General features: G+C 69.9%; 16 protein-coding genes. 3 read left to right on the plus strand and 13 right to left on the minus strand.

Annotation, left to right across the window (positions count from 1 at the left end; translation table 11 throughout):
* Positions 1-4: 4 nt before the first annotated feature.
* The 3 genes from ABS767_RS03135 to ABS767_RS03145 form a co-directional block, all read right to left on the minus strand.
* Positions 5-952 carry a phage head spike fiber domain-containing protein gene (locus tag ABS767_RS03135; protein WP_408076909.1) on the minus strand — a complete coding sequence of 316 codons (948 nt, stop codon included), beginning with the start codon at positions 950-952 and terminating at the stop codon, positions 5-7.
* On the minus strand, positions 952-1,218 hold the full coding sequence (locus ABS767_RS03140; protein ID WP_408076910.1) for a spike base protein, RCAP_Rcc01079 family: 267 nt from the start codon (positions 1,216-1,218) through the stop codon (positions 952-954). The genes ABS767_RS03135 and ABS767_RS03140 overlap by 1 nt, the downstream gene beginning before the upstream one ends.
* 106 nt (positions 1,219-1,324) lie before the next feature.
* On the minus strand, positions 1,325-2,380 hold the full coding sequence (locus tag ABS767_RS03145; protein WP_408076911.1) for a phage major capsid protein: 1,056 nt from the start codon (positions 2,378-2,380) through the stop codon (positions 1,325-1,327).
* Between the two features lie 205 nt (positions 2,381-2,585).
* Between ABS767_RS03145 and ABS767_RS03150 the strand changes: the two genes are divergently transcribed.
* Complete coding sequence (locus ABS767_RS03150) at positions 2,586-2,873, plus strand: hypothetical protein (protein ID WP_408076912.1); 288 nt, start codon at positions 2,586-2,588, stop codon at positions 2,871-2,873.
* A gap of 64 nt (positions 2,874-2,937) precedes the next feature.
* On the opposite strand, the gene ABS767_RS03155 is transcribed toward ABS767_RS03150, so the two are convergent.
* Positions 2,938-3,444 carry a lyase gene (locus ABS767_RS03155; RefSeq protein WP_408076913.1) on the minus strand — a complete coding sequence of 169 codons (507 nt, stop codon included), beginning with the start codon at positions 3,442-3,444 and terminating at the stop codon, positions 2,938-2,940.
* Positions 3,445-3,629: 185 nt separating this feature from the next.
* On the opposite strand from ABS767_RS03155, the gene ABS767_RS03160 reads away from it, so the two are divergent.
* Positions 3,630-3,998, plus strand: coding sequence for a hypothetical protein (locus tag ABS767_RS03160; protein ID WP_408076914.1), 369 nt, complete (start codon positions 3,630-3,632; stop codon positions 3,996-3,998).
* Entirely contained in the window at positions 3,980-4,213 is a 234-nt protein-coding gene (locus tag ABS767_RS03165; RefSeq protein ID WP_408076915.1) for a hypothetical protein, read from the plus strand. Before ABS767_RS03160 ends, ABS767_RS03165 begins: the two co-directional genes overlap by 19 nt.
* Here the strand turns inward: ABS767_RS03165 and ABS767_RS03170 are convergent.
* The 9 genes from ABS767_RS03170 to ABS767_RS03210 form a co-directional block, all read right to left on the minus strand.
* Positions 4,159-4,692, minus strand: a complete 534-nt coding sequence (locus ABS767_RS03170) for an HK97 family phage prohead protease (protein WP_408076916.1) — start codon at positions 4,690-4,692, stop codon at positions 4,159-4,161. The two genes, ABS767_RS03165 and ABS767_RS03170, sit on opposite strands and share 55 nt — an antisense overlap.
* 53 nt (positions 4,693-4,745) lie before the next feature.
* Complete coding sequence (locus ABS767_RS03175) at positions 4,746-5,027, minus strand: DUF6127 family protein (protein WP_408078638.1); 282 nt, start codon at positions 5,025-5,027, stop codon at positions 4,746-4,748.
* Positions 5,028-5,059: 32 nt separating this feature from the next.
* Positions 5,060-6,196 carry a phage portal protein gene (locus ABS767_RS03180; protein WP_408076917.1) on the minus strand — a complete coding sequence of 379 codons (1,137 nt, stop codon included), beginning with the start codon at positions 6,194-6,196 and terminating at the stop codon, positions 5,060-5,062.
* Positions 6,197-6,318: 122 nt separating this feature from the next.
* On the minus strand, positions 6,319-6,771 hold the full coding sequence (locus tag ABS767_RS03185) for a hypothetical protein (RefSeq protein WP_408076918.1): 453 nt from the start codon (positions 6,769-6,771) through the stop codon (positions 6,319-6,321).
* Between the two features lie 95 nt (positions 6,772-6,866).
* Positions 6,867-7,538 carry a spermidine synthase gene (locus tag ABS767_RS03190; protein ID WP_408076919.1) on the minus strand — a complete coding sequence of 224 codons (672 nt, stop codon included), beginning with the start codon at positions 7,536-7,538 and terminating at the stop codon, positions 6,867-6,869.
* Between the two features lie 37 nt (positions 7,539-7,575).
* A complete protein-coding gene (locus tag ABS767_RS03195) occupies positions 7,576-8,316 on the minus strand; it encodes an NRDE family protein (RefSeq protein ID WP_408076920.1) in 741 nt (246 codons plus the stop codon).
* Positions 8,317-8,358: 42 nt separating this feature from the next.
* Positions 8,359-9,678, minus strand: coding sequence for a DNA-packaging protein (locus ABS767_RS03200; RefSeq protein ID WP_408076921.1), 1,320 nt, complete (start codon positions 9,676-9,678; stop codon positions 8,359-8,361).
* A complete protein-coding gene (locus ABS767_RS03205) occupies positions 9,668-10,291 on the minus strand; it encodes a hypothetical protein (RefSeq protein WP_408076922.1) in 624 nt (207 codons plus the stop codon). Before ABS767_RS03205 ends, ABS767_RS03200 begins: the two co-directional genes overlap by 11 nt.
* Positions 10,292-10,516: 225 nt before the next feature.
* On the minus strand, positions 10,517-13,069 hold the full coding sequence (locus tag ABS767_RS03210; protein ID WP_408076923.1) for a family 20 glycosylhydrolase: 2,553 nt from the start codon (positions 13,067-13,069) through the stop codon (positions 10,517-10,519).
* Between the last annotated feature and the right edge of the window lie 45 nt (positions 13,070-13,114).

Genomic DNA, 13,114 nt, shown 5'->3' on the forward strand with positions numbered 1-13,114 from the left:
GGTGTCAGACGATGCGGGCGGACCGCAGCCGCGCGCGCGCCAGATTGGTCGGCACGATCGTCACGCCCCCCGCGATCGTCGCCGCCCCATCCTGGCTGCTCAGATCGTCGAAGGTGTAGCGGATCGTCACCGGCCCGTCGGCCACGCCCAGCATGCCCCAGTTCAGCGTCAGCACATCCGCCGCCCGCGTCCACGCCGATGCGCCGGTCGCGATATAGCTCGACGGCGTCGCCCGCCCCTCGACCTGCACGCCCCACACCGCGGTCGCGCCGACGACCGCGCCGTTGAAGCTCGCCAGGGTCATCGCCCCTGCGCCGCAGGCGGGGTGCAGCGTGACGCTGGCGACGCTCGCCCCGGTCGCGATCCATACCCGCCACCATGCGCCGCAATCCTCGACGCCATGCCCGCTCGCATTGCCGCGGACATCGGCGACCTCGCCCGTCGCGGTGTCGATCCCCAGGTCGATATTCCCGCCCAGCCGCAGCAGCGCAAAGCGCGTCGCCTTGCCGACCGCGTCCTTGCGCACATAGGCCGACAGGCACACCGTCCCGCTCGTCGCGCCGAAGCTCTGCAGCACCTGGCCATAGCTGGCGGCGGCATTGTCGTTGACCAGCGTCGCGGCGGTGCCGCCATCGGGCGATGCCTGCCCCTCGCTCAGCACCACGCTCGCCGCGGACCAGGGCGTGCTCCCCAGCGCCCCCGACCGCGCCAGCGCATTGGTCTGCGCCCCCTCGATCAGCAGCCCACGCGGCGCCCCGGTCACCGGATGGTGATCGAACCGCGCCACATCGGCGCCCAGCGTCGCCAGCACCCCCTGCGGCGTCCAGCGCACCCCCGGCGACGCGCGCGTCAGCGTCGCGCCGACCGGCAGCACCCCGCCCATGAAGTCGAACCCGCGCACCCATCCGCGCTGACGCAGCGCCAGCGACGGGCCGATCCCGATCGCCCCCATCAGTACAGCGCCAGCAGGTCGCCCGCGCTGGTCCCCGTCGCCCGCACATAGCGCGCGCGGAACGGCAGCACCGTCCCGCCCGGCACATTCTTCCACAGCGTATCGGCGGTGCCGTTGACGCCGCGCATGGTGATGTTGCCGCCGGTCCCGACATACAGCGCCTTGGGCGCGTCGGTCAGCGGGTTGCTGTCGTGCGGCGTCACCGCCACCGCCCGCGTCGCCGGCGCCGACACCGTGTCGGCCCGATTCTGGAATTGGTCGCTCATCATTCCTCCCCGGAACGGGGAGGGGGACCATGCGCAGCATGGTGGAGGGGGCCCGCCGCGAAGCGAGCCGCCTTTTCATCCCCCTGCCCGGATTAAAGATGTCGGATCAGGCGGCGCTGAACTTCAGCAGCTTGATCGCCTCGCTGTTGGTCACCGCCCCGCCGACACGCTTGGTGGCATAGAAGTGCACGAACGGCTTGTTGCTGTACGGATCGCGCAGCACCTGCGTCTCGCCGCGCTCGGCGATCAGATAGCCCGCCTTGAAGTTGCCGAACGCGATCGCCAGCGCATTGGCGGCGATGTCGGGCATGTCCTCGGCCTCGACCACCGGATAGCCGAGCAGGCTCGCCGGCTGCCCCGCGCTCAACGACGGCTGCCACAGGAACGCCCCGTCGCTGGTCTTGAACTTGCGGATCCGCGCCAGCGTCGTCGAATTCATCACGAACGCCGCCCCCTGCCGGTACGGCGCGCGCAGCGCCTGGACCAGGTCGATCAGCGTTTCCTCCGGGTTCGCCCCGAACGCGCCCGCCGCGCCCGACGGCACATGCTGCAGCGTGCCGAAGGCGCGCGTGGCGTCCCCGGTCGCCGCGGTGGCATAGGACAGGAAGCCCTTCGGCTTGTTGACCCCGTTGCCGCTCACGAACGCCGCGCCCTCGGCCCGGGCGAACTCGCGCGAAATCTCGTCGGCGAGCCACGCCTCGACGTCGAACGCCGCATCGTCCAGCATCGTCTGGCTCGCGGCGGGATTGGCGAACAGGTCGCCCATCGGCGGCGCGATCTCGTTGAACGTCGCGGTATCGGTCTCGTCGCGCGCCGCCGTCTCGCTCGCCCAGCCCGACGGCGTGCCGCCGCTCGCCACCAGCTTGCGATAGCCCGCGCTGCCCACCGTCACGACATTGGCGATTGCGCGGATCGGCGAAATGCTGGCCAGCGTCGCGTCGACCATCGTGTCGATCTCGCGCGGGATGGCATAGCCGCCCTCGGCTCCGCTCACCCCCGACAGCGCCTTGGCCTCCAACGCGCCGCTCCCGCTGCGCAGGAACCCCTCGAACGCCGCACCACCGGCGCTGCGCGCGCCGCTCAGCATCGGTCGCGCCACCGGCACGCCAGCCGCTTCCACCGCCTCGAACGAGTGTTCGAGGACATCCGCCTTCGTTTCCATAGTCTTCTCCATGCCAAAGGAACCTCCCCGGGCATGGGGAGGGTGAACCGCGCCCGACCGGCGCGGTGGAGGGAGCCCGCGCCAGGCGAACCCCGTCGTCTCGAAAAGATCGGGCGCTCACCCGCGATAATCGCGCACCCGCGGGCCCATCGGCGCTCCTGTATCGTTAGGGACGCTGACGCACCGTCATTCCGGGAAAATTCAAATGTCCAAACGATCGACCAGAAGCTGGATGAACGCCGGATTCGACGCCTGGGCGCTCGGCTGGGAATCCGCCGCCGTCATGGGGCTGCGCACGGCCAAGATCGCCCAGGGCGGCGCCGAGGCGCAGCGCGAGGCCGAACGCATGGTCACCGAAAAGATGACCGCCGCGTTCGAACTCCAGATGGCGCTGATGACCGGCGCCATGGGCATGAGCCCCGCGACCACCACCCGCAAGGCGCTCGCCCACTACCGCCGCAAGGTCCGCGCCAACGCCCGCCGATTGAGCTAGGCCAAAAGCCCCCCCTCACGATTGGGTTGGGGTGGGGCAGTCAAGGCCTCGCAGAGGCTTATGGTTAGACCAATCTCCATTCCAGCGCCCGAGGAACCTTCCCCGTCCGGCTCGCCTCCAGCGCGTCACGCGCCAACACGGCAAACACCACATCTACATCGTCAAAGGGCCTTACGCAGATTTGCTCGAGCACCGCTATGAGCGACCGATCGGCCAGCAACCCGGCCGCCTCCAGCGTCAGCGCATAGATATCATCCTGTTCCAGCATCTCCTTGACGCGCGGCAAGGCGAAGCCCGGCTCGACCACCGCCAGTCGGAGCAACGCCTCGCACCGCGTATCGATCTGCGGGTCGTCCGCCGCGCGCCGAAGCGCGGACCGCACTTCGGCCGTATCGATCCCGCTCGCTGCTAACAGCGTCACGGCCCAATCACGGTTACTGTCGTCATCGTCACTGGTCAGATCGATCAGTCGCGCGAGATTTACCTCGGCCAGACTTCCGCCCGTCAGCGGTACTTCGTCATGCAGCACCATCATCAGAAAATCGGAATTGGGACGATATTCTTCCTGCATCCTCATCACCTGCATCGCGCGTTCCGACTGCGCAACATGTATGCGGCTGCATCGACCACGCCACCCGGCTGACCTCGCACAACCCCCGCCGCTTCGCCCCTGTGCGATACTGAAGGCTCCGCTCGCTCGACCGCCTATTGCCAACGTCGCCATCGCCCCTAGGCTGCTCCGCCGGGGGCGTTGGCATGAGCCAGTTTGAATTCTTCATGACGTTCTACAGCCTGCTCGTCGGCCTTGCCGTTGCAGAGCTGCTGCTCGGCTTCATGAACCTGCTGCGCCACCGCCAGCGCCCGAAACTCGGCCTGTTCACGCCCTTGCTCGGGGCGCTCGTATTTCTGCAACTGATGGCACTGTTCATCGATGCCTGGGTGAGCCTGCAGGATGTGCAGATCTCGATACAGGGACTTGCGATCCCGACGCTGATCGGGGTCAGCGCCTTTGCCGCCAGCGTGCTCGTCGTGCCCCGCGATCCGGAAGACTGGGCAATCTCGACGATTATTTTCTGCGCAACCGCCGCGTCGCCCTCGGCCTCCTGGTGGCGACCAACCTGCTGATTCTCGTGCACGAAAGCGCCACCATCCCGTCCCAACTGCTGCTGCCCTATATCATCCTCAACCTCATCGGCTTCGCGTTGCTCGGCGGCGCGATCTTCGCACGCAGCCGCTGGGCGATCTTCGCCTTCCTCGTCGCGTCGATCCTGCTCACCCTCTCCGCCTATGGCGGCGGCCCGCTATCTGCGTTCAAGCTTCTGGTCGCGCTGCTGGGATGATGCTGCGCGGTTGAGCCCATCCTCCCCGGCATCGGTCGGGGCGCCGCCGCAACCGCATGCACCCGCGCATGCGGCTGCATCGGCCGCGCCACCAGGCTGACCTCGCACAGCTCCAGCGCCATGATCTCGCGCCACCGCCCCTGCCGCGCCTTGACCGTGCGGTATCCGAAGCTGAGCCCGCTCACCGCGCCCGTCGCGACCAGCGTCGCCAGTTCCGGCGCATCGACCCGCCCGGTCACGCGCAGCCCGCGCGCGTCCGCGCCGATCGCCTCGATCACCCCCACCGGCTGCCCGCGATGCTGCCACAGCAGCGGCACCCGCCGCACCGCGTCCCCGAACGCGCCGCTCCGGATCACGTCGCCGCCCCGGTCGGGCGCATCGAACACCGCCGCATAGCCGGCGAACCGAACCGGCCCCGACCAGGCCTTCTCCTGTTCCCCTGCGAACGCAGGGGCCCAGGGCCGCGGGCGACGAACCACAAGGCTCTGCCCCCCTGCAAACGCTGGAGATCGGTCAGGACCTGCACGATCGCTCACTTCCCCACCCCCCAGAATCCCAGCTTCACCGCCAGCCCGACCACGACCAGCGCCAGCAGCATCCGCACGACCCATCCGGCCACCGCCTTCACCGCCGATCGCTTGGCATCGCGCCAGGCTTCGAGCAGCTCGCGCAGCTCGCCCATGTCCTTCGCCGCCTTGGGATCGTCCAGCCCCAGTCGCGCCAGCGCCCGGATCGCGCCCAGCTCGCCCGCTTCCTCGGCGATGCCGCGCAATGTCGCCATGTCCGCGCCCTGCGCCTCGCCCTGCGCGATCATCTGCGCCAGCAGCTTGCCGTCGACCGGCGCGCTCACGACCCGCGCTCCTGCTCCGGGCCCTGCCCCAGCCCCAGCATGACGCGCTTCTCCGCATCGCTCAGGAAGTCCGCGCCCGATACGCTGCGCCACAGCCGCTCGCGATCCTCCGCCATCGCCGGCACCTTGTCGACCTCGACCCACAGCTTCGCATCGGCGAACCACGGCGCCAGCCCCTGCGCCAGCGCGGTCAGCACCAAGTCCGCCAGCGGCAGGATCGTCATCCGCCACACCGCCTTGTTGGCTTCGCGATAATTGGCATAGCTGTTGTCGCCGGGCAGGCCGATCAGCATCGGCGGCACCCCGAACGCCAGCGCGATCTCGCGCGCCGCCGCGGCCTTCAGCCCGACGAAATCCATGTCCGCCGGGGTCATGCTCATCGCCTGCCACTTGAGGCCGCCTTCCAGCAGCATCGGCCGCCCGGCATTGGCGGCGCCGGCAAAGCCCGCCTCCATCTCGCCCTTCAGCCGGTCGAACTGCGCCGGCGACAGCGCGCTGCCGTCGCCCGGCTCATACACCAAGGCGCCCGAGGGGCGCGCGGCATTGTCGAGCAGCGCCTTGTTCCACCGCGTCGCCGCATTGTGGATCGCGATCGCCCCCGACGCGGCGCCCAGGCACCCCAGCCCGTAGTGATCGTCGAGCGGGTTGAACCCGCGGATATGGATCAGCTGGACGCGCCCGCTCGCATCCTCTGCCGCGATCGGCGTCACCGATCCGCCGACGCGATAGCGATAGGCGACCGGCCAGCCCGCCGCATCGGTCTCGACGCTCACCCGCTCGGGCCGCAGCGCGAACAGCTCGGCCACCCCGCCCGCGCCGTCGCCCAATATCTGCACATAGGCATTGCCGTGCAGCATCAGCTGCGCCGCCAGCGTCGCGCTCAGCTCCAGCCCCTGCATCCGCGCGTTCGCCAGCGTCAGCAGCGCCGGGTCGCTCGCCGCCAGCGGCGCGCCCGCGATCGCGTCCATCACGAACTTCACCGCGCGCTGCGCCACCGGATTGGCGGCGTAGCCGCTGCGCACCTGCGCCTCATAGCTTTGCGGCCACTCGCCCAGCGGCACCGCCATCCCCGCGCCACGCGCCAACACCGGACGCGATCCCTCGCGCCCGGACTTCCGCCCGAACCATTTCATGGAATTTCTCCTGATGCGCCCTCGACCGCTCGGGCCGGGGTGAGTGCGCGCTGAGCGCCTTAATCTAAATCCCCCCGAGCTCGCTCAGGGGGCGCCCTCGCAGCGCGTGGACGCCACCATCACTACGGCGCCGGCGGTTTGTAGAGCATCGTCACCCGCTCGATATTGCCGTTCACGCCGAACACCACCTCGATATCCCAATAGCGCTTGCCGAGGCCATCGGGCGCGTAGCTCAGCCGAAAGGGTTGCCACAACGGATTGTCGCGGCGCCCACGCTCGATTTTCCAGACCTGGTCGAACGGCACGCGCAAAAACGCCTCGCGCGGCCCCAGTTTGGCCTGTTCATAGGATGCGATCGCGCCGGAAAGCAGTTCGAACGGCGGGAACGCGCCGGCTTGCAAAAGCCGTTGCGCCTCCTCCAGCTTCGCGACCAGCGCGCTTGCCTCTGCCGGATCGAGCCCGCTCAATTGCTGTCTGGACGGGGCTGGAACGCCGCCCTGCGCCTGCGCCGGCGCCCAGCCGGGCCAGCACGATGCCGCAACGGCAATGGCCAGACCGATGTACCAAATACGCATGTCGGCACCCTCGCAGATCACTCGATGGCGGCACTCTGGTCCGATCGCCGCAGCCGTACAAGGCAGGCGCCCGTCGTGGGTGTCGGTCGCGGGCCTCAGCCCTTGCGCCCGAACCAGATCACATGCCTTGGTCCCTTGCCATTCTGCCGCGCCCGCACCTGCACTTCCTCGACCGCAAAGCCCGCGTCGCGCATCCGTCGCGCGAACGCCGGGTCGGGCCCCGCCGACCACACCGCCAGCACCCCGCCCGGCACCAGCGCCGCCCGCGCCCGCTCCAGCCCGCGCATCGTGTACAGCCCGTCATTGGCGTCGCGCGTCAGCCCGTCCGGGCCATTGTCGACATCCAACAGGATCGCCTCCCAGCTCCCCCGGCTGCGCGCGATCTCCGCGCCGACATCGCCCATCACCAGCTGCGTGCGCGGATCGTCCAGGCACCCGTCGGCCAGTTCCGCCATCGGCCCGCGCGCCCACTCGATGATGCCCGGCACCAGCTCGACCACGCACGCCCACCCCTTGCGCCCCAGCCGCCTGAGCGCCGCGCGCAGCGTGAACCCCATGCCGTATCCGCCGATCAGCAGCCGCGCGTTTGCCGGATCCTTCAGCCGGTCAAGCGTCATGTCCGCCAGCGCCTCTTCCGATCCGCTCATCCGGCTCGACATCAGCTCGTTGCGCTCGAGCATGATGATGAAGTCGCGCCCGTGCCGAACCAGCCGCAACGCCTCCCCGCCCGGCACCTCGGCTACGCCGATCACTTCGCGGGGTGTCATTGCGTTTTCCTCTTTTGGCGGCACCGAATCCCGAACATCACGCCCACGTAAAACTCACCGAACTCTCGCCCTCCAGCGATCCCGCCGCGTTGAACCGCCGCTCGGCGATCCGCCCGCGCCCCAGATGATCGACCGCCACCACCGTGCTGCACCGCGTCCCATAGACCGGGTTGCGGATGAACACCGGCGAATCGACGGGCTCGAGCGGATCGGGCTCGTAGCGTTCCGCCGCCCCCGCCGGCCGCTCGTCCGCCAGCGCGTTGAACAGCGGCTCGAGCGACGCGCGCCCCGCCTCCAGCCACGCGGTCAGCGCCATCTGCACCCGGATCGTCTTGGGCCACAGCGTATCGAACAGGCCGTTCGACAGCCCATGGATCCCCGGGCTCAGCGGTCGCCGCACCGGCTCGGGCCGGTTCGACAGATAGACCGGCCCGGTCGGGTCCAGCGCGATCAGATTGAACGGGTTGTACGCGTCCAGGTCCTCGGGCTCGTGCCCGGCCAGCATGTCGGTCACCAGGTTCCCGCGTGACAGCTTGCCCGGATCGGCCGCCTCGCCGCGCACATTGGTCACCGCCGCCAGCCGCCCGGCTTCGTTCACCGCCAACCAGCTCCCCCCGGCGACCATATCGCGCCCGCCGATCACCGCATGGTTGTGCGGGCTCGTCGCCATCCACCGCCCCAGCGGCGCCGACGCGCGCGCATGCCGCTCGTCGCGGTTGCCCGCGGCGACCAGAAGCCAGTTGGGATGCATCCGCCACGCCAGCGCCAATACGCACATGCGCGCTGGCTTAGCGGGGGCGACGGGCGGGGGCTAGGGGGCTCACGTCCCCCGCACGCCCACTTCCCCCTTCCACCCGAACACCAGCTCCCACACCGCCCATACCAGCGCGTCCGCCCGATCCGGCGACCGCCCCGGCCCCACATAATCGCCCCCGCGCACCAGCCCGCACAATTCATCCTCCAGCGCCGCGAAGGGCTCGGCGTGCCGCACCCTGCCCTGCTCGTACAGCGCCGCCACCGGCTCCGCCCGCGCCGCCTTGCCGCGGCTCGCATGGACCAGCCGCACCGGCATCGACACCGCCGCCGCGCGCAGCACGCTCTCGACCATGTCGCCGCCCTGGTTCTTCTCCGCCACCACGCGGTCCGCACCGTGCCGCCGCGCGCACGCCGCCACCGCCTGTGCCCAGCCCTCGGGCGACAGCCCCGCCACGCTCGCATCCTCGAGCACGCTCAGCCGCCCCGCGTCGTCGACCGCCACCGCGACGATCCCGCACGCATCGCCCTCCGCGCTCGCCGGCGGGTCCACCCCCACCGCCACGCGCACCGGCGCGTCGACCGCCACGCCGCGCGCCGCCTCGATCATCGCCCGCGTCCACAGCGCGCCCGGCACATCGCTCAACAGCTCGCCCTCCAGCTCCTGCCGTCCCAGCCGCGTGCCGCCATATTCGGCCTCCATCGCCGCGACGAAGCTCGCCGGCAGATGCGGATTGTCGCGCGTCGCCCCGCGCGTCTCGACGGCGTTGGGCAGCGCCATCACCCGCCGCATCAGCCGCGTCGGCCGCGGCGTCGTCGTCACCAGCACGCGCGGCCGCTCGCCCAGCCGCAACCCCATCGTCAGATTGTCCCACGCCGCCTCGCCGCCGCGCCCCCATTTGCCCAGCTCGTCCGCCCAGGCGGCATGATGCTCGGGCCCGCGCAGCCCTTCGGGCGAATCCGCCGAATAGGCGAAGGCGATCGCCCCCGACGCGAAATGCAGCTCGCGTGCGCTCGCCTTCCACACCGGCCGCCGGTCCGCCCGCGCCACCGCGATCAGCCCCGACTGCCCCTCGATCATCACCCGCCGCACCTCGTCCAGGCTCGCGCCGACCAGCGCGAAGCGCCCGGCGGGTTCGTCCAGCGCCAGCTGGTGCACCCATTCGCTCCCCGCACGCGTCTTGCCGAACCCGCGCCCGGCGCGGATCAGCCACACGCGCCAGTCGCCCGGCGGCATCAGCTGCCCGCCATGCGCCCACAGGCTCCACCGTGCCAGCAGCTCGCGGCGCATCGGCACCGTCATCGCCCGGATCGCATGGGCGCGCTCGTCGTCCGGCAGCGCGATCAGGCGATCGATCGCCGCGCGGATGTCCGCATCACTCGCCATCGCCCACCGCCTTCACGTTCGGCTGCTGCTCGATCACCGCATCGCTTGCGGCGACCGGCGCAGACGCTCCGGCGTCATGCGTCAGCTGCCGGGCCTTGCCTGCCGCCACCGTTGCCGCCCATTGCGCCTTGCGCACCCGCCGTGCCTCGATCAGCTTCAGCTGCTTCAACAGCATCGCATCGGTCTCCTCGCGCGCGGCATATTGCGGCCCCGCGCCGCGCCCGCGCGGCTTCCCCGGAACATTGCGGTGCGCCACGAGCAACCGCAGCGCGCTTTCGAAGTCGATTCCCCCCAGGTTGCCGTCGGCATCGCACCCCAGCGGCTCGTGGCGCGTGCCGCCGGCCAGGACATGGCCGATCACCCGCGTTTCCAGCATCTGATAGCCGAGTGCCAGCGCCTCTTCCCATGCCGCCGCGAAGTGCGGGTCGCGGCGCCGCAGGCGATAGACCGATCCCGCGATCACCCCGATCACCGCCGCCGACTCTTTGACGTTACAGGTGGCGGCAAGGTGATCGAGGAACGCCTCGCGCATCGCCTTGGTCCAGCGCACCCGCTTGCCCGTGCGGTCGCCCGGCGCCTGCGCCGCATCGGTGTCGCCACTGCGCGTGCCCATCCCTGCCTCTCCCCCAACGCAGATCGGGCCGGAAGGCGTCGCCGCCCCGGCCCGATCGAGTGAATTTCAAAAGCCGCTGGGAAGCGGAGTTCAACGGGCGATCGCCGCGACTCGCAATTCTTCAGCGTTCCTGTTATGTACCTGAACAGCGCGACGCTGTCAAGCCATTTGTGCCTATTTGGTTATCTTCTTTGAGCCGTACCGCACGAACGCGCTTCCCCGCTATCAGGGCGGCGACACCATCACCGTCCGGCTGCTGCGCTTGCCGTCGCGCGATCGGCTGCGGAGTTCGACCGGACCCTGCACCGCAACCGGCCCCTTGTACCGCGTCCAGTTGCCCCCGCGCACGCGATACTCGATCGCCATGCCGGGGAAGGCGCTGTTCGCCTCCAGCATCCCGCCGACAATGCGCGCGCCCGGCGGCGCGACGCGATAGGCGATGTTCAGCCGCTCGAGCTGTCCGAACTGCACCGCCACGCGCCCGGCAAAGTCGCGCCACCCGGCCGCCAGCGCGGCGCGATCCACGCGCGGATCCTGCCACGCATAGGATTGGCCGGGGTCGTACGGGGGCGTCCAGCGCGCCGGCGCCCAGCCGCGCTCGGCCAGCGCCAGCAGGCGCGGGAACAGCATGTAATCGACCTGCGCGTCGGTGCGCACCGTCTCGCTCCACAATTGTGCCTGGATGCCGGCGATGCGGCGGCCCGGCGCGCGCACCGGCTTGTCCTCGATCGCCTGTGGCTCCGCGCTGGTCGTGGCGATCAGCGCGGCATTGGCCGGAAGATTGTCGGGCATGAAGCCGAACACCTGATGGCTGTCGACGCCGCGCGACGCCCAGTAATAGCCACCTTCGTCGGGATGCGGCGCATAGGGCATGTCGAAATAGCCGAGATCGGGGATCGACAGCACCACGTCCCACCCCCGGTTGAGCTGGTCGTGCGCCTCGCGGATCGCGCCGGTATGCAGCACGCCCCAGATGTTGGTCAGCACATTGGCGGGCATGCGCGCCGGATCGGTATGCCCCATCCCGTCGCTCCACCCGCCCGCGCGGATGCCCTTGGCCGCCAGTGCGGTGGCGACGCGCTCGATGAAACGCGGGGTGAGGTTGCGGGCGTCGCCGCCATTGTCCGCGATCATCGCCTTGCACGCCGGCGAATTCACCCACGCCCCGGCGGTTTCGTCCGCGCCCAGATGAAAGGTCTTGAGTGGCGTTCCGGCGGTCTTGTGCATCTGGGCCAGTGCATCGACCACCGTGTCGACGAAGCGATAGGTCGCCGGGATGCACACGTTGAGCGTGTTGTCGCTATAGTTCTGGATGCTGCGATAGGTGGTCGTGTCGGCCGGGTCGATCAGGCGATAGGCATCGGCCTCTGCGGACTTGCCGGCCGCCGCCAGCCGGTCGTGCCGGCGTTCCATCGCGACGATCGCCGCGCGCGAATGGCCGGGCATGTCGATCGACGGGATCACCTCGATCCCGCGCGCGCTCGCCGCGCGCACGATCGCGACATAGTCGGCGGTGGTGAGATAGCCGTTGACCCCCGGCGCCCCGTCCGGCCCCGCGCCGAGCTGGGGCAGCAGGCAGCGTTTCTCCTCCGGATCGTGGCAGCGCACCGATCCGATCTGCGCCAGTTCGGGCAGCGCCGGAATCTCGATCCGCCAGCCCTCGTCCTCGGCAAGATGCAGATGCAGCTTGTTGAGCTTGTACGCCGCCATCGCCTCGACCAGCTTCAATATCTGGTCGCGCCCATGAAAATTGCGGCCGAGGTCGAGATGCAGGCCGCGATGCGGATAGAGCGGCGCATCCGCGACCGTCAGCGGGCGCATCTTCCCGCCTTCGAACGCCGCCTGCTGGGCGAGCGAGCGCAGCCCGTAGCTCGCTCCCGCGGCGTCGGCGGCGGTGATCGCAACGCCGTCGGCGCGCGCCTCCAGCCGATAGCCTTCGGGCGCGATCCCGCTGGTCGGGTCGACCCGGATCGCCAGCGGCAAGCCGCCGCCTTCGCGCACGCCAAGCGCTGCCAGCGCGGGCGCGATTCCCGCCCGCTCCACGCCGGTCAGCGTCAGCCGGACGCCCTTGGTCAGATCGACGGACGCGCCGTCATGCTGCTCGGCCTGGCCCGGCCGCGGGAGGATCACGATGCCGTCGGCCGGCGCCGTCGCGCGCTCGGCATTCTCGGCGAAGGCGCGCTCGGGGGTCAGCCATACCGTCTTGTCGTCATCGCTCTTGGTCGTCAGCCGTGCCGCATCGGTCATCGGCGCGACGAAGCGCAGCGCGGGCAACCCGGTATCGGGGTCGATCGTGTCGCGCGTCGACGCGATGACCCGCGCGCGCCGCCCCTCCGCGGCAAGATAGGCGTTCGGCATCACCACCGCGCGCGACAGATGCGATCCGACGCCCCACAGCTTGATCACATGCCGCGAACCGGGCCGCAGCACTGCGCCGGGCTTGAGCGTCAGCCGCTGAAAATCGCCATTGATGGCACTGTGCTCGAACAGGTCGCTCTCGACCCGCGCGAGCGGATTGACGAAGCTGAAATAGAGCGACAGCCCGCTTCCCGTGCGCAGCGCCGCCGGCAGATTGTCCGGGATCGTCAGGGTGATCGTCGCGAGGAAGCAATTGGCCACGTCCGCAGGGCATGCCGGGCGATTGTCCACGACTTCGAAGCGATAGTCGAGCGTGTCGGCAAGCCGGTCGAGCGCCCGTTGCGACGGCGCATCGGCCTGCGCGACCGCCGGTCCTGCCACGGCCAGCGACACTGCCGCCATCCAACCGATCCTGCGCATTGCGTTGCTCCCTCTCGACGATTTGTATTTAAGTTGTCATATCGG

Origin of the sequence: Sphingomonas plantiphila, assembly GCF_046000505.1 — a bacterium.
Lineage (GTDB): Bacteria > Pseudomonadota > Alphaproteobacteria > Sphingomonadales > Sphingomonadaceae > Sphingomonas > Sphingomonas plantiphila.